This is a genomic window from Trueperella sp. LYQ141, assembly GCF_046599555.1.
GTDB lineage: Bacteria > Actinomycetota > Actinomycetes > Actinomycetales > Actinomycetaceae > Trueperella.
The window spans coordinates 500,370-516,846 of record NZ_JBKIWQ010000001.1; the positions used below are offsets into that span (position 1 = coordinate 500,370).

13 protein-coding genes are annotated in these 16,477 nt (G+C 54.4%); 7 read left to right on the forward strand and 6 right to left on the reverse strand.

Annotated elements, in window-relative coordinates; translation table 11 throughout:
* Positions 1 to 116 precede the first annotated feature (116 nt).
* Positions 117 to 953 (reverse strand): RDD family protein, encoded by an 837-nt coding sequence (locus ACLHIJ_RS01990; protein ID WP_411295816.1) that lies wholly within the window; start codon positions 951 to 953, stop codon positions 117 to 119.
* A 49-nt stretch (positions 954 to 1,002) separates the two neighbouring features.
* Here ACLHIJ_RS01990 and ACLHIJ_RS01995 point away from each other — a divergent pair, with 49 nt between their 5' ends.
* The gene (locus tag ACLHIJ_RS01995; RefSeq protein WP_411295815.1) at positions 1,003 to 1,965 is read left to right on the forward strand and encodes a stage II sporulation protein M; all 963 of its coding nucleotides are present in this window, start codon (positions 1,003 to 1,005) and stop codon (positions 1,963 to 1,965) included.
* 559 nt (positions 1,966 to 2,524) lie between these two features.
* Here ACLHIJ_RS01995 and ACLHIJ_RS02000 read toward each other — a convergent pair.
* From ACLHIJ_RS02000 to ACLHIJ_RS02020, 5 genes are read right to left on the reverse strand one after another with little or no spacing between them, the layout of a single operon-like run.
* Positions 2,525 to 3,835, reverse strand: coding sequence for a DUF58 domain-containing protein (locus tag ACLHIJ_RS02000; protein ID WP_411295814.1), 1,311 nt, complete (start codon positions 3,833 to 3,835; stop codon positions 2,525 to 2,527).
* Positions 3,835 to 4,860, reverse strand: coding sequence for an AAA family ATPase (locus ACLHIJ_RS02005; RefSeq protein ID WP_411295813.1), 1,026 nt, complete (start codon positions 4,858 to 4,860; stop codon positions 3,835 to 3,837). The genes ACLHIJ_RS02000 and ACLHIJ_RS02005 overlap by 1 nt, the downstream gene beginning before the upstream one ends.
* Positions 4,850 to 5,983, reverse strand: coding sequence for a DUF4350 domain-containing protein (locus tag ACLHIJ_RS02010; protein WP_411295812.1), 1,134 nt, complete (start codon positions 5,981 to 5,983; stop codon positions 4,850 to 4,852). Before ACLHIJ_RS02010 ends, ACLHIJ_RS02005 begins: the two co-directional genes overlap by 11 nt.
* On the reverse strand, positions 5,980 to 6,603 hold the full coding sequence (locus ACLHIJ_RS02015; RefSeq protein ID WP_411298359.1) for a hypothetical protein: 624 nt from the start codon (positions 6,601 to 6,603) through the stop codon (positions 5,980 to 5,982). The genes ACLHIJ_RS02010 and ACLHIJ_RS02015 overlap by 4 nt, the downstream gene beginning before the upstream one ends.
* An 8-nt stretch (positions 6,604 to 6,611) precedes the next feature.
* Positions 6,612 to 8,231, reverse strand: a complete 1,620-nt coding sequence (locus ACLHIJ_RS02020; RefSeq protein ID WP_411295810.1) for a glycerophosphoryl diester phosphodiesterase membrane domain-containing protein — start codon at positions 8,229 to 8,231, stop codon at positions 6,612 to 6,614.
* 144 nt (positions 8,232 to 8,375) lie between these two features.
* On the opposite strand from ACLHIJ_RS02020, the gene mtrA reads away from it, so the two are divergent.
* From mtrA to ACLHIJ_RS02050, 6 genes are all read left to right on the forward strand, one after another.
* Entirely contained in the window at positions 8,376 to 9,059 is a 684-nt protein-coding gene (gene mtrA, locus ACLHIJ_RS02025; protein WP_411295809.1) for an MtrAB system response regulator MtrA, read from the forward strand.
* On the forward strand, positions 9,052 to 11,001 hold the full coding sequence (gene mtrB, locus ACLHIJ_RS02030) for an MtrAB system histidine kinase MtrB (protein ID WP_411298360.1): 1,950 nt from the start codon (positions 9,052 to 9,054) through the stop codon (positions 10,999 to 11,001). The genes mtrA and mtrB overlap by 8 nt, the downstream gene beginning before the upstream one ends.
* Positions 10,998 to 12,662 (forward strand): LpqB family beta-propeller domain-containing protein, encoded by a 1,665-nt coding sequence (locus ACLHIJ_RS02035; RefSeq protein ID WP_411295807.1) that lies wholly within the window; start codon positions 10,998 to 11,000, stop codon positions 12,660 to 12,662. Before mtrB ends, ACLHIJ_RS02035 begins: the two co-directional genes overlap by 4 nt.
* Positions 12,663 to 13,084: 422 nt before the next feature.
* Positions 13,085 to 13,876 carry a ComF family protein gene (locus ACLHIJ_RS02040; protein ID WP_411298361.1) on the forward strand — a complete coding sequence of 264 codons (792 nt, stop codon included), beginning with the start codon at positions 13,085 to 13,087 and terminating at the stop codon, positions 13,874 to 13,876.
* Between the two features lie 183 nt (positions 13,877 to 14,059).
* Positions 14,060 to 14,728: a ribosome hibernation-promoting factor, HPF/YfiA family gene (gene hpf / locus ACLHIJ_RS02045; RefSeq protein WP_411297584.1), complete on the forward strand. Its 669-nt coding sequence runs from the start codon at positions 14,060 to 14,062 to the stop codon at positions 14,726 to 14,728.
* A gap of 270 nt (positions 14,729 to 14,998) precedes the next feature.
* Positions 14,999 to 16,387 (forward strand): FAD-dependent oxidoreductase, encoded by a 1,389-nt coding sequence (locus ACLHIJ_RS02050; RefSeq protein ID WP_411298362.1) that lies wholly within the window; start codon positions 14,999 to 15,001, stop codon positions 16,385 to 16,387.
* Positions 16,388 to 16,477: the final 90 nt, after the last annotated feature.

Here is a 16,477-nt window from a genome sequence, read left to right on the forward strand (position 1 = left end):
AAAATATGTTGAATATGTTGAGGCTTCCCGTCGCATCTGCGCAGTGAACGAAAAATAACGTAATTGCACACAGGTGATCCCGCCACGGCTATCCCATTGACCTGGCGCGTATTGATTCAGTAATAGCCGACTGCGGATATGCGCTGTTGAGCGCGAATCTGGCGGTCTCTGGAGAGTTGATAACGCTGAAATTCGACGTTATAACGGATTACCGTCATCGCCTCAAGGAACAGCTCGGGCGGAGTCCCCCAAGGCGGAGGAGGGGAAACATAGCGTTCACAGGCTGCGGCTAAGGCCCGCCCTTGAGAGATCCGAGCCTGCGCAGTGAGCCTATCGCGGTTCTTCAGATAATCGGCGATATTGAGCGATAAGCCGGTAGGCAGTGGGCGGGTTTGCGCATTATTTGCCCACATGATTAGGGAATCCGGCATTCGCGCTGGCGGCATCCAGGAGGACATTTTGGGCCAGCGTACAACGTAGGCATCTGCCAACATATCGCCCCAGCGTGCGCCACGACGGGAAAATAAACAGACGCAGGAGGCGGCGACCCCCAAAGTTAATAACACCTCAACGATCCCGACAATGGAACGAATAAAACATTGGGAAGCGGTGATCGTCCCGCCATCGGAACGCACTACCCGAGTGCGAGTCAGGAGCTTTCCAAGCGTCCACCCCTTGCCCCAGAATGTGACGAGAGCAGGCAAAATTACAAAGACAACGGCAATGGAAAAAATACCTATCGCAGTATTTAACGCTATGGACATAGAGACCGAAAGCGGGTTGAGAACATACCAGGATAGAAGCACGAATAATAGGCAATACACGCTGTAATCGATAAAACCCGAGACAATTCGGGAATAGCCAGTGGCGGCCGGCAGCTCAAGAGCAACGCCCTCGCCAGTGATAATACTGGTATCACTCAATGACGTATCTTCGTAATATCCGACTCTCACCCTACTAGGCTACCCGTCATGCCCGAAATCTTTATGGCACTCTAGGAGGATGGAGAGTTTAGCGTATGCCAAAGCGCATGAAGGTCAGTGGCTTCGGTTGCAACAACTTACTCGCAAACGTCGGTTAAACGGCTTAGAAAGCGACGAGTTTGTGAGCTTATATCAAGCCTGTGCCACTCATTTAGCGAAGATCCGGACATCTGCTCCCGATGCGGATATGATCCTGACGTTATCAGCGATTACTGCGGCAGCGCGCGCTAAACTCACAGACCATTCGCGCAATCGCAGCAATACATTCCGGTATGCACTAACGAGAACATATCCGTATGCCATCTATCGGCTGCGCTGGTGGATTCTCGCTTTAGTGTTGGCCACGCTAACGGTTGTGGCCGTGGTGCTCATTAATATGCGGGTAAATCCAGCAGCTATTGCCGAGCTAAATGAATCAGGAAATTTACGGCAGTACGCCTACAACGACTTTGAAGAATATTATTCGCACTACGCCAGTCAAGATTTTGGATTACAGGTATGGACGAATAATGCTGCGTTATGCGCTGTTGCTTTAGCCGGTAGCCTGACAGGAGTAATCCCGCTGTGGATGTTCCTTATCAACTCGCTCAACATCGCTCATGCGGCAGCAGTGATGGCGTATTACGGGCAGGCGGATGTGTTTATTTTCCATATTGCCGTCCACGGATGGCTGGAGCTATCCGTGCTTTTCGTGGTGTTAGCAGCAAGTTTCCGGCTGTTTTGGAAGCTGATCTCTCCGGGGCATTTACCGCGGGTTCGGGCGCTCGCGGCTGAGGGGCCGCATTTGTTGCGCCTTGTCGTGGCAATGGTTGTGTTATTAGCGATTTCGGCGGTAATCGAAGCCTATATCACGCCGTTGACGGCACCGTGGGCTGCCAAGATCGCGGTTGGGGCGTTGGTAGGCATAACGTTCTGGGTGTGGGTTTTCGTCTTTGGGCGGCGGCCAGTTGTGGTGGAAGAACCTGTTGCTTACGTGGGGTAGTTTGCGTGGAGATTGCCCGCTGGATGAGGAAAAATGATTGCTGTACGTGATCGTCTCGTGCTTTATGTGGTAATTGGGTTGATCGCCTAGCTGTTCTCTTAACTTATATGAATCCCATTGGGCGTATTGCGCCCTGTTTGTGTGTGGGGGAAAAAAAGAGAGCTCTAGTGCTTTTCGTGCCTTGAGCTAACCAGATTTCCAGGTGCTTGTGTGTGTATCTGTTGGGAATGCGCGGGCGCATGGTTGCCGGTCGGCATAGCCTGGCATACACGTCGGAAAATAACCACATATGTGCAGGCGAAATCCGCTAGGGCTTTCACTGAAATCGCCTTGCCCGTCAGCCTTTCCCTCTATGCAATATCGCTACTAAGCAGGGGTATTCTGTTTTACTCTTTGATACGGCAAGGTACGTGTGCCCTTCCCTCAAAAAGACTAGGAAATGCGAGGGAAAATGGGTAGCCCTAGCGGAATCGCAGACCTTAGTGATGAGCAGCTCGTAATGGCTCGGTAGCGGCTCGGTGTTTGCGTCAGCATTTTAATATACGAACCGCTCCACGTTTTAGAGCTTGCCGTGGGCTTTTAATGCAATGTAGCGATCAACGACGGCGGTTGGCAGGCAATCCGCATCTGCTCGAACCACATGCGCACCGGAGTTTTCTAGTATGCGCGTGAGGTTGGCGTTTTCTACTCGGGAGCGTTCGTATGCGGCACGTTCGTAGGCGTCATCAACTGTCAGGTTTGCATTATGTGATTGCTGCTCCGATGAGGTGGCAGCCGATGAGGAATCTGTTGCCGCAGCGATCATTACACTGTGCCGTTGGCGCAATATCGGCAGCACATCAAGTAACCCAGAAGATACCGTTCCACCATTGAGTGTAGTGGTGATAATGATGAAAGCTGGCTGCGTTCCTAATTCTCGAATGTACGTTGGCAGCAAGCTCCAATCCGTAGCGCGCAGTGAAGGTTCCACATCTGCGATAACCTCACCCATGCGATGAATCAGTCGAGATGAGTTCTCGCCGGTGAGCCGCGCTCTGACCTGATCGTCAATAGCCAGAATACTGACGCGATCACCGGCCTTTTGCGCTAATGCCCCCTCAAGTAAAGACGTCTCGATAAAGGCATCGAAAGCGGGGTGGTCATTAATGCGGATCGCTCCACCGCGACCACAATCCAGGACGATAATGACGTGTCGATCGCGTTCAGGCCGCCAGGTTCGCACGAGTGTTTGCCCGCGTCGAGCCGTTGAACGCCAGTCGATTGCTCGCACATCGTCACCGGCAACATATTCACGCAGCGAATCGAATTCTGTGCCCTCCCCGCGTACCAAGAGCAAGGAACGCCCGCCAAGCTCTCGGAGCTGTTGCAGGCGAGAGGGGAGGTTCTTCCGAGAAATAAATTCCGGCAGTATCCGTAACTGCCAGGAGGTTGAGACGGTTTGTTGCCGCCCAGCTAGGTGTAACGGACCATACGTGCGGATTGTTATTGCGGAAGAATGTAGTGTTCCACGCCGTTGTGGCCTCAACGTGCTGTGCAATATGCTGCGTTGGCCAGGGCTCAACACAAAGGAATGGCGTGAGGGCGAGAGCATGCCTGAAGGCGGCCATGCGTCACGAATCATGCCACGAATAGTTGAACGCCCCGTATGCGAAAGTATTAGGGTGCGAGGGGTGCTCTGACCTACTCGGGTAGAAGCCGGCATTTCGTCGTCAATATACACATGCGAGGGAGACGGAGCGCAGAGCACATCAAGACATACGGCAACAGCGAGTATGACGGTTAGAAGCAGCGCCCAGCCGGCATCCCGCACGATTCCCGCTAGCACGATACCGCAACCCGAGAGGGCAACAGCGAGAGGGCGAATAAACATCAGCGTGGCACCGGCACAGTGTTGAGCACGGATTCGAGCACGCCCCGCGGCGTAATACCATCAAGTTCAGCCTCGGCATGGAGCTGAATTCGATGTGCCAAAGCGGAGCTTGCTAAGGCTTTGACGTCATCAGGGGTTACGTATGAACGCCCAGAAAGCCATGCCCAGGCGCGTGCGGCATGAAGTAGGGCAGTAGCACCACGCGGCGATACTCCCAGCGCTACCGCTGGCGTCTGCCGAGTTGCCCGCACAATATCAACGATATAATCCAGGACGCGAATATTAACATCAATGTCTGCCACTTCTTGTTGGGCCTGAATGATGAGGGATGCGTCAGCTACTGGGGTGATGTGCGCGGTTGATAGATCATTGGGATCAAAATGCGCGGCATGCCGACGCAGGATCTCAACTTCTACCTCGCGCGGGGGCAGAGGAAGCTCAACTTTGAGAAGGAAACGATCGAGTTGGGCTTCCGGTAGCGGATATGTGCCCTCGTATTCCACCGGATTTTGGGTGGCGACCACCATGAACGGTGAGGGTAATTCTTGCGGATTGCCGTCCACCGTCACATGGCGTTCTGCCATTGCTTCAAGTAATGCTGCTTGAGTTTTTGGCGGGGTGCGGTTGATTTCATCGGCGATCAACAGGTTGGTAAAGACTGGCCCTGGGCGGAAAGAGAATTTTGCTTCGGAAGAATGATAGATCAAAGAGCCCGTCAGATCGCCAGGCATAAGATCTGGGGTGAATTGCACGCGCTTAGCCTCTAACTGCACACAAGCTGCCAAAGCCCGTACAAGTAAGGTTTTTGCGGTTCCAGGTACGCCTTCGAGCAGAATATGCCCATCACACAGTAGCCCGACGAGGAGGGCGCTGACGGCGTGATCCTGCCCGACGATTGCCTTGCTGATTTCGTCACGAATGTGCCGAAAAGCAGCGCCGGCATCGGATAGCGGAGCTGGGGGTGCGGCAGGCTGATCTGCCGTCGGGCGAAATACTGCGTTTTGGGGAGGAAAATCAGTAGACATGAATATCCCTTTCGAGTTGTTCGAGTCGGGCGGTCAGGATAATGAGGTCGCGATCAGTGCTGATCGGATCGGTGAACAAGATACGTGAAACATGCTCGGGAGCATACCCGCTAGCAGCAACAACTGCGTTGACAATCGTTTGAGGATCACTGGTTGGGGTGAAGCCGCAGCGTTGAGCGATTCTGTTGAGAGTGCCGATTCGGAGGGATTGAGCAGCATGTTGGCGATTGTGCCCGCGAGCGTAGAGGCGCGCTCGCCCGTGGTCGGTTTCGCGGGCGGGCACGATGACGGGAATAGGTTCGGCAACGAGCGGCCCGAAGCGCCGTCCTCGCCATAATGCTAACCACAGGAATGTCAGCAATGCTCCACAGAACGCTGGCACTGCCCAGTCTGGCAAGGCGAGGGTTTGCGAGTGGTCCTCGCTGGGGGTCTTATCGGGTTGATCGACCCACAGGAGCGACGGATGCTTACCGAGTAGTCGTAATGCGAAGGCGGCGTTGCCATCGCGGTTTAGCAGTGAGTTCGTTAAAAACGTGCCGGAGGGCAGGAGTGTTATATGGGGGTAATCGCGGGGTGTGATCGCACCAAACCCTTGGGCAATGGGGAAACATCCTGAGACGGCCTGGGGATCATCGGGGATAAATGTTGCGTCGATTCCGGATACGTACTGCGCTGCCTGGGCGTCTGAGTTATCACAGCGTGCGGGGACGTGGTTGGTGGGATCCAAACCGATGATGCGTCCCGAAAAGGACGTATCATCAAAGGCGATCGCAGAATCGATAAGGACGACGTGCGCATTGGTATTAAGTAGATACTTTTTAAGCTGTTCTACGTATGCCGTTTGGAAGTAGCCGACTAAGACGATGGTGTGATCCTCGCCGGTGCTGGCGAGAGCTTCTTCGGCACTGACGCTGGTTACTTCAACCCCATGCTCGCGCAGGATGCTTGCCAAAGCCATCGTTCCGTCCGGGCCAGACGAATCAATGGAATATGCAGACTCGTCATGCGGGACGCGGAAGAAAAGCAAACAGATAAATGCTATGAGGACGATAAATGTGAAGAAGAAAATGGTCTTTCGAGAGGATTGCGTGCGCGCAACAGCGAATCCGGAAGAGGTACTCATGGGCGAGCCTCCGTCCGAGCAGCGATGGTATGAAGCTGGTGTAGGGCGGTGACGATAGCTGGGGTAGCAGCGCCTTTCCAGTAGCAAATATCGTTAAAGTACAGTGCGCTGTTATTGAACAAATCGCCGTGCCCTAACACCTGAGCACCAGCCGAGGCGGCTTCTAATGGCGTCATCCCTGGGATAAGGCGCACGATTCCGCGTTCATCAAGCAGGCGAATAATGCCGCGATACCGTTCAATGACGGCGAGATTCAGATCGCCGCTCTGTTCGGCAGCATCGGCTGCACGGAACAGGGTGTGGGAATTGCGCATATCGTCAAATAAGGCAACATGTGCGGGGGCGTCGGCACTCTTGCGCATACTCCGGGCATTGCGGGCAATGAAATATAAGATAACGATGGCGGCGATACCCACAACGATCAAGATGAAGAGGTTGCCGTAACCATTTTCCGAGGGCGATAGGCGCTGTAAGAGCGAGGTGAATCGTTCCCCGATCCATCGGGCGATGATAGCCAAAATGGATTGAGTGTCGTCGTACTTTGCTTTTGCGAGTTCGTGTTCGGCCCATTGCTGAGCGTCGTCAGGACTCGGGGTAAGCGGATCGAAGAGCCAAGGCATGCCGAGCATTAGAGGTTATCCTCGGGTGAATCGGTAGCGATATTAGCAGGATCGGGGGTAGCTAGAAGCCATTGGGGGCGATCGCCGGACCACGGCTCATTATCGCTTTGCTGTGAATTACCCTTTCCGGATGTTGGCACCGAAAATACGCCAGGAGTATGTGGCGTGCTTGCTGGCGGTGTGGCGTATGGAGTATGAGACCAGGAGGCGTCGGGCGCCGTATATGGCCAAGGAGCTGTGGCGGGATAAGGCGAGGGATTGTTCATAGCTGACGGATCTGCATACATGGAGGAATTTCCAGGAAAAGAGCCGTTGGCAGGGGAATCATATTGCCCGTATCCGTAGCTGGCTTCGGCAGGTGCGGCGGTGGGGTATCCCGTCGTTGCTGATGGAGGCGCGCCATAATCGGGCGCTGTGTGAGACGGTGGATAGGGCGCGGTAGCGGGCGTCGCCGGAGCCGGATAAAAGCCCGCGTTGGGATTGGCCGTCGCATGCGCACCGCCGTGCGGGTAGGAGGGATATACCCAGTTTGCCGGGGACGCAGAAGCTTGCGCAGTGGCGGCTTCGTGTGCTGCCTGTTGACCCGCTTCGTAGAGGAACTGTTGGTGGAATTGCTCGCGACGCATGCGCATATTGATATACACCATATTGATGAGGGTGTTGTAGATCGGTGAGACGATACCGGCGAAGAGCAGCATCGTCACGCCGGTGAGCAGCGCGTTGAGAACGCTGGAATCAGGGTTGTATGCGCCTACGAATGACGTCATAAAAAGTGAGGTGGAGCCAGCAATCAGCATTAGCACGCCGGTTGCGACGGTAGACAGCACAGAGGAGAGGATGACGATGGCGATGAATACCCCGATGAGATAGCCCAATGAATGTTTAGTGAGATTCCACGAGCGGCGGATAGCTGCAATAGGGCCAATATCTTCAATAACCATTGTCGGTAGCACCGCGATGAAGCGAGCAAAAATGAGGAAACTCCCAATAAGTGAAGCGAGGGTGGCAATGATGGTGAAAATAATGATTGCTACGGGATGAAGATCCGCTAGGGATCTAACACTGCCAAGGAAAAAGACGAAAAATAGCAGGGAGCACACTATTATTGCGGCGAGTAGCACAACGCAGGAGATAAGCGTCAGCACGATGAAACGGCCGGTAAAGCGCCAAAATCCGCTGCGAGCACTGCGAAATGTGGCGCTGAGAGGCATCTTCGTTCCACGCATAGAAGCAAGCGTGACGCGCGCCCCCGCAATCCACGTCAACATTCCAGCAATCATGCTTCCGATGGAGAGAATACCGACAGGAATCGTCACCATATTGAACGTGGAATTAAAGGAATCGCGAATGGGTAAGGATCTGAGCACAAACAGGCAAGCGACGTAGCCGGCCAATACAACGAGATGTACGACGATAGGGAAAACAATGAAAGCGACGGGGTTGAAGCGAATTAGCCGGACGGCAGCGTCAATGGTTTCTCCGACGGATAGTGGGCGCATCGGGATAACCGTGCGCCATGCGGGTGCGCGCTTGCCAATATTGTCTGAGGCACTCCCGTATTGGCCATAGCTCATCCCGGAGGTGTTCGCGTGACCGTTGGGTGGAGGAAAGAATTGGCTCGTTGACATGATCGCTTCCTTTGTTGAGTGCTGAGCACAGCTTATCTAATCTGCTTGGGAGGAAATAACGGGTCGCATCCGTCGGAAGTAGGAGCTCCTGATATAGTGTTCTCAGTGCTAACTAGCCAATCAGGTGTAGAGAAGCGGAGTGCAATGGCAGCGCGCATTTTGGTGGTAGACGACGATCCAGGTATCTCTGAGATGGTGGCGATCATCTTGGAAACAGAGGGATATGAGGCGATGACGTGTGCGCATGGCGATCGGGTCATGCCGTTGTTCCGTGCCGAGCAGCCTGATCTGGTCCTTCTTGATGTTATGCTTCCTGGCCTTGATGGGGTTTCGGTATGTCGCCAATTGCGAGAAGAATCTGACGTTCCCATCATTATGATGAGTGCGAAGACGGATTCGGTTGATGTGATTGCCGGTTTGGAAGCTGGGGCCGATGATTATGTGACGAAGCCGTTTGAGAACTCGGTGTTAATTGCCCGAGTGAAGGCGCGCTTGCGTCGGCAAGAGCCAGAAAGTGAAACCCTCTCTATTGGCGATATTGTGTTGGATTTGCGCGCTCATGAGGTCCGACGGAATAACGAATTACTACATTTGACGCCCCTGGAGTTTGATTTGTTGAGCGTCCTTGCCCGCAAACCGCACCAAGTTTTTAGCCGCGAGGAGTTGTTAGAACAGGTCTGGGGGTATCGTCATTCGTCTGATACTCGGCTGGTCAACGTCCACATTCAGCGTCTGCGTTCTAAAATTGAGCGAGATCCGGAAAATCCGGAAGTGGTGTTGACGGTTCGCGGCGTAGGGTATCGTGCGGGGCGTATAAACGGTGAGTGAGCGCTCCGGCGCTGCGCGAGTAGCGCTTGTCGCTCGTCGTCTGGGGCGTATCCGGCAACGATGGGATTCTTCGCTATCGCTACGAGTGATGGTGTCGATTATTTGCGCAGGTGTAATCGGTATTATCTTGATCGGCTCGGGGATCTCGGCGCAGATGCGCGATTCGGTTTTTGACCGCGCGGTTGATTCAAGTATTGAGTTGTTTGCCAACGATGTTCGGTTGGCGGAATCCCGGTTTGCTGCCTCCGCTCCGACGGTTGGTCGCACCCAAGAAGTTGCCAATGAGCTGGTGTCTTCAATGTATGATCCAGCGCGTGGCACTCTAGGGGCAGTGTTGATCCGTTCGGCTGGGCAGGATCCTGTTCCCACCCAGATCTATGAGCCAGCCACCGCTTCGGCAACGCAGGTGCGTTCTTTGGTCAGTGCTGAGTTGCGTGCGACGGTGACTCAAGCGGGCAAAATTGGCTGGCAATCCGTCCAAATTGCCACTGAGGATGAAACAGTACCCGGCATTATTGTGGGCACGACTCTGACGATCCCTGGATCGGGGGTTTATGAGTTATATACGGCGTATTCCATGCAAAGCCCGAACTCAATGATTCATACGACGGCTCGAGTAGTGTGGATCTCCGTCGTTGCCTTTCTACTTATTCTGGGATTGATGACGTGGGCTGTTATGCGGTGGGTGCTGTCGCCCGTCCGTCAAGCATCGCGCAATGCGAAAGCATTAGCTGACGGAGAATTCCATACTCGCATGACGGTGCGCGGCACGGATGAAATCGCACAGCTTGCTCGCTCTTTTAATCAGATGGCGGAGTCGCTCGAAAAGCAGTTCACTCAGATGGAGCGTATGTCTCGCGTGCAAACTGAGTTCGTTTCGGCGGTTTCTCATGAATTGCGTTCGCCGGTGACGACGGTGCGAATGGCAGGGCAGCTCATCTATGACAAGCGCGAGGAACTGCCTCCAGCATTGCGCCGTTCGGCGGAATTGCAGTATAACCAGCTATTAAATCTGGACGCGACGCTGGCGGATCTATTGGAGATTTCGCGCTATGACGCCGGAGGGATGACGCTAGCGACGAAAACCGTTGATGTGGCTGATATCGTCCGTGAAGTTATTGATATGAGTGAGCCCCTGGCGCAAAATAACCACACGCGGATGGAGTTTTCAACTGACGGAGATACGGTTGCAGAGATCGAGCCGCGTAGGATCCAACGGGTGGTCCGAAATCTTGTGGTCAATGCGCTGGAACATGCCGAACGCAATCCGGTGCGTATCCGTGTTGTCGGCAATGACACCGCAGTTGCGGTTGAGGTACAAGATAATGGTGTAGGTTTATCTGCCGAGCAAATTATTCACGTATTCGAGCGTTTTTGGCGGGCAGATGCTTCGCGGGTGCGCACTTCGGGTGGTACAGGTCTAGGTTTGACCATTGCTCGAGAGGATGCCCAGATTCATGGTGGTTCGCTGGATGCTGCGGGAGAACTCGGTGTGGGCTCTACGTTCTTGCTTACCTTGCCCAAGGTGCCGCATGAGTCGTATCTTGCGCCGATTACCTTGCGTGCCCCGCAACCATTGGCAGTGCCGACGGAGTTGATCGTTGATGCGCAGCCAGTTACCCAGATGGAAACCCCATACGTTGGTCTGGAATCTCAGCTAACAGTTGACGATAGTGCGCAGGAACGTGCGGTTAGTGTGGCTATCGATCAGGAGGGTCAGGAGGTGCAAAGCCCAGGTGCGGTCGCCGTCGGCGAAATGGACGTACCGCCGCAAGCTGAAATGGCATATCAGGAGGAAGCCGCTGAGGTCGAATCGAATTCGGTTGCGGGTACGCGGGACGATTTGGGTATTGCTTCGCATGATTTCGTCGGTCAGCATGACGGTGTAGTAGCTGTGCAACCAGCGGAAAAGAATCGGATAACGCCACAGGAGGAAGAATGAGCCGCTTTCGGATCCTCGTTGTGCTGTGCGCACTGATTTTTTCTGGCTGTGCGTCAATTCCCACCGATGGCGCGCCGCAGGAAGTTGATCGACCAAAAGATGTTGTCGGTGGGGTGGTGCTTGACCCGAAAGGTCCGACGCCGGGATCTTCGCCGGAGAATGTGGTGTCAGATTTTTTGCGGGCAGCCGGTGCTGGGTTATCAACGGATTATTCTGTGGCGCGGCAATTTCTTACTCCGGAAGCTGCCGAGTCGTGGAATCCCACGAGCTCAGTGCGGGTGTATCAGGATTCGCAAAATCTGGCGATGTCGCAAACTCGCAGTGGAGCGATTCGTATTTCAGCTACGGCACAGGCCACTATTGACGACAGCGGCCGTTACACCACTGCGAATGCTGATGCGATTGTCAATAGTGAGTTTTCGTTGATCCGCAATGCGGCGGGTGAATGGCGGATTTCGCAACTGGATGATGGGGTTATTATTCCCAGCACGATCTTCCAGTCGCTCTATCATGAGACGCCGTTATATTTTGTGACGCCTGATCGTGCAGCCTTGGTGGCTGATGTGCGCTGGTTCCCCTCTAATGGTTTGGCTACTCGAGCTGTGCAGGCGTTGTTGCGAGGGCCTTCGTCGTGGCTGGCTGCGGCGGTCTATTCGGCGGTACCTACCGATACCGCCTTGAGTGATTCGGGCGTGACGATCTCTGATGGTATTGCTCGGGTTGATTTATCGAGTCATGTTGCGTCGCTGTCGTCAACTGATCTGGTATTGCTTGACGCGCAAGTGTCAAAAACGTTGTCGAATTTATCGGGGATTCAACAAGTGCAGTTGACCTCGCAGGGTGTGGGATTAGATATTCCGAATCGGATTGATTTGCCGTCCTACCCATACGCAAGTTATCTGTTGGCAGGGGTAAGCGCAGGAGTTCCCGTCACTATTACAAAGACCTCCCAAGACGCAATCACTTCGGTGGTGCAAGATATTGGCGCGCTCGCGACGAGCTATACAAATCCTCAGTACGCGGCTGCGGTATCGACGGATCGGAGGCGAATCTATCGCATAAACATGGAGACGGGGGATACCCGAGTGCTCCTGGATGGTCAGAATCTGGTGACGCCGTCAATCGATGCTGACGGGTGGGTGTGGAATGCTGAAGCGAATTCCGCGAAACTGATTGCCGTCAATCTCACCACTTTGGAGCGGGTGGATATTAATGTGCCGTGGCTTGCGGGGGCGACGATACGTTCTTTGGCGATGTCACGTGAGGGTAGCCGTCTCGTTGTGGTGAGTGCGAAGGATAGTGTTGCTGCGGTCAATGCGGTGGCGGTTAATCGCAGCAATGCTGGTGTGCCAACAGAAGCAGGGGATCCGATTCGTTTTGCTCCGCAGCTTTCTGATGTGATTGATATTGCGTGGGTGAGCGATTCGCGATTGGCGGTTTTAGGTCGGCAGGCGTCAACGTCGAATTTTGCGGTGTATATCGAGGGTATTGGTGTGCCGTCGAGTTCGTTGTCAGCTATTGAAAAGGTGGTTGCACTGACGGCTGGTCGCGGTACGGATTCTATTGTGTTGCAAAGTTCGGATAACCGTCTGTATTCCTTTGATGGGGCGGGGTGGACGAAGATTGCCGATAATGTGACTGCTCCGGCCTATCCGGGGTGATCTGTGTTGTGTGCGGCGCGTGCAGATAAGCGCATACGTTGTAGCGTCGGTGCGCGGTGCTGCTGAGTTATCTGTTGTCACCAATAAATGCCTCTGGGCAGGGATAGCTGTAATTGTTAGCCCTATTTTGCGCATCTTGATAAAGCTGTGGGTGCGTAGATCGCTGTGAAATGGGTGGCTGGTCAACCCAGATCTTATCGACCTTTCAAAGTTGCCGTTCAGACGTGGGGCAACACTGTGGTCTCCAGGGGCAAGCCCGTTCTGAGCGTTGACCGCGTTCATTATCAGTTGCCGCGAGATGGCTAGTGTCTACAGATCGGGTAGGGTTTTCCTAAGTTTTCCACTGCTTTGCGTGCCGGCAGGGAAATCCACAATAGCTATTGGCTGCTACTAGGTGACGTGTGCATGTGAAAAACTCAGGCATGGGTAAGAACGTGAGGGAAGCGTGGGCTGATCAGCGGAGGGTCGGCGCATGCCATCGCGCCTGGCAGACCACGCTTGATCTGTGTTTCCCGCGTTGGTGTGCTGGATGTGGGGCGTATGACGAAGATCTGTGTGAGCAGTGCCGATCGGCTTTTGGCAAGCGTTGGGATCGGGTTGAGGAGCACTTGCCGTATTTACAGCTTGTTTCCCCGATTGATGGGGAAATACGCGCACCTTTTCCGGTGGGAGCTCTAGGGGAGTACAGCGGTGTACGGTCAAGAGCGATTGTTCGTTGGAAAAATACGGTGGATCAGCGTTTGGATGAGGCGTTCTATGATGTAGTGCTCTCTCGTAGCGGATATGACGAGATCGCGTTGTGTTGGCCGCATGTCATCGTCCCAATGCCATCGTCGCGGCAACGTATTCGTGCGGATCGTTATGTTGTTGGCGTGCTCGCGGCGGCGGTGAGTGCGGCAATGGGGGTGCCAGTGACCCCGATTCTGTTCTCCGCACATACCTCGTCGTGGCGGCACAGAATACGCGGCGATCGCCGGCTTTCGCGGCCAGCGCAATTTTATGATCGTCGAGTGAAGTCGAAGCTTATTAAATGCTGCGCTGGTGCCGATCTCAGCGGGTGTGACGTGTTGTTAGTTGATGATGTCGTCACTACTGGAGCGACGGTGTTGGGAGCCTGGAAAGCTGTGCAATCGTGCGGCGGTCGGGTGATTGGTGCGGTTGCGCTGGCCGCGGCACACAATCCACGGCAATTGCGTGGGCGAGGTCACATGTGAGCGATAATTTCGTATAATGGAGATACCCAGAAAGAACGTGCGAGCTTATCGCTACTATCGTCGGGAAGCTGGCACATTCAAGAGATAGGAGTGGTTAGCGCCCGGCTTTCGGGCAAACGTTCATGGGGTACAGCCATATTAGGGCGTACCGTCCACTTTCGGTCATGGCCAAGGGAGGTCATCATGGAAATCGTCGTCACGGGTAGAAACACTGAGGTTTCCGGAAGGTTCCGCGAGCATGTGGAAGAAAAACTCAGCAAAATTGAGCAGTATGCTCCACGGGCACAGCGTGTTGAAGTAGAGGTTACGCATGAGCCGAATCCGGCCCAAGCAGATACCTCGGAGCGCATTGAGATTACCGTTCGTGATAAAGGGCCGGTAGTGCGTTCAGAAGCCAGCGCGTCGGATCGTTTTGGTGCACTAGATTTGGCTGCCCAGAAAGTTTTTGAACGTTTACGCCGCAAGCATGAGCGTCGGAAGGATCGCCGTAAGGGTGAGCGTCGCGAGGAAGCGCCTGTTGATTTGCCGATTGATGAGTTGCTTTCCAAACCAGAAGATGTTGAAGCTCCAGAGGAAGCAACCCCCATCCCCACTCATCTAGGTGAGGCAGTGGAGAGCCCGCTGGGAGATTCTCCGGCGATTGTGCGCCAAAAGCTCTATGCGGCTCGGCCAATGTCTATTGAGCAGGCGATTGATGAGATGGAATTGGTGGGTCATCCTTTCTTCCTGTTCATTGATGAGGTTACTGCTCAGCCGTGTGCGGCATACCGTCGTCGGGGCTGGACGTATGGTGTTATCCGTTTGGATGCGACAACCAGCTCCTATGGCCCCGGAGACCAGGGCGAAGCCTAATATCGGGTGTGCCCTTGCTGCTGTTGCACGTGAAGTTATGAGTAATGGCGTATAGCGGCACTAGGGTTCATATACGCTGACGGATGGCGGGTGACGAATTGGTCACCCGCCATCGCGCTATGCTGGGAAGCTGTTGGCAACTGAATTAGGATGTCATGTGCGCGTATTGGCGGCGTCTTGCTCCGGCGCGCTGACGTGTTACGGCCGTGCACCTGGTAGGTTAAGCGCGAATAACACAGATGAGAAGAGCTTAAGAAGGAAGAGGTAGACGTGGCAGACCGACCGCTTCACGTTGCTGTCATTGGGGCCGGACCAGCCGGCATCTATGCGTCCGATATTCTGTCGAAATCTGGGGTAGAGGTGCGCATTGATCTATATGAAAAGCTCCCGGCTCCCTATGGTTTGGTGCGGTACGGTGTTGCACCCGATCATCCGCGTATTAAAGCCATTATTAATGCGCTGTATAACGTCTTGCAGCGGGGCGATATTCGTCTGGTTGGCAATGTGGAAATTGGTCGGGATATTAGCGTGGATGAGCTGCGGGAGCGCTACGACGCGATCATTGTGGCCACAGGTGCTGACCGCGACGCGCCATTCAATGTTCCCGGTGCTGACCTGCCGGAAGTCTATGGGGCGGCGGATTTCGTCTACTGGTATGACGGTCATCCAGACTACCCGCGCACATGGCCGTTAGAGGCTCGGGAAGTTGCGGTTCTTGGCGTGGGAAATGTGGCTCTCGACGTCGCGCGTATTTTGGCTAAACAGCCTGACGATCTCATGTCTACTGAGATCCCGCACAATGTGGAAGCCGGCTTGCGGCAGTCGCCGATTACGGATGTTCATGTATTTGGTCGGCGCGGGCCGGCTCAGGTGAAGTTCACGCCGATGGAGTTGCGCGAGCTAGGGCATGTGCCTGACGTGGATATCATCGTCTATCCAGAAGATTTTGACTATGACGATGGTTCACAGGCGGCGATGGAAAACTCGAAGATGACCCGTCAAGTTGTTGAACAGCTAACGGAGTGGGTATTCCAAGAGGAAGAGGATATGACAGCATCGCGTCGTATCCATATTCATCTGCTTCAGCAGCCGGTTGAGATTCTCGGCGAGGATCACGTCAGCGGTATTCGGATGGAGCGCACTGAACTGTGTGGCGATGAGACGGTACGCGGAACGGGCGAATACATTGATTATCCGGTGCAGGCAGTGTATCGGGCGATAGGTTACTACTCGTCACCGATTGAGGGGCTCCCATTTGATACGGTGCGTGGAGTCGTTCCGAATACGGCGGGGCGGGTGTTGAGCGAGCCTGATGGGCAAGTGCTGACTGGTATGTATGCGACGGGTTGGATTAAGCGTGGCCCGGTGGGGTTGATTGGCTCAACGAAGTCCGATGCGCAGGAAACGATTGGTCATCTTCTTGATGATTATCGGGCTAATATGTTTTCTCCGACGGCAGATGAACTGGGCTGGGAGTCTATGCAGACGATCCTGGAGAGTCGGGGGATTCGCTATACCACCTGGCGCGGTTGGGAGCTGTTAGAGGAATATGAGAAGGCGCTCGGTGCTCAAGAAGGGCGTGAGCGTATCAAGGTTGTTGAGCGGGAGACGATGACGGCAATATCTCGCGGGGAACCGCATGATGGCAAGCTCTATTAACTGTTTAATGTGACGATCTGTGCGGGCTTGCTGGCGGTCGTGCTACGCCTTTCCTCATCGGTGCAGTGGGGATGGACGGCTCGTGAGGTA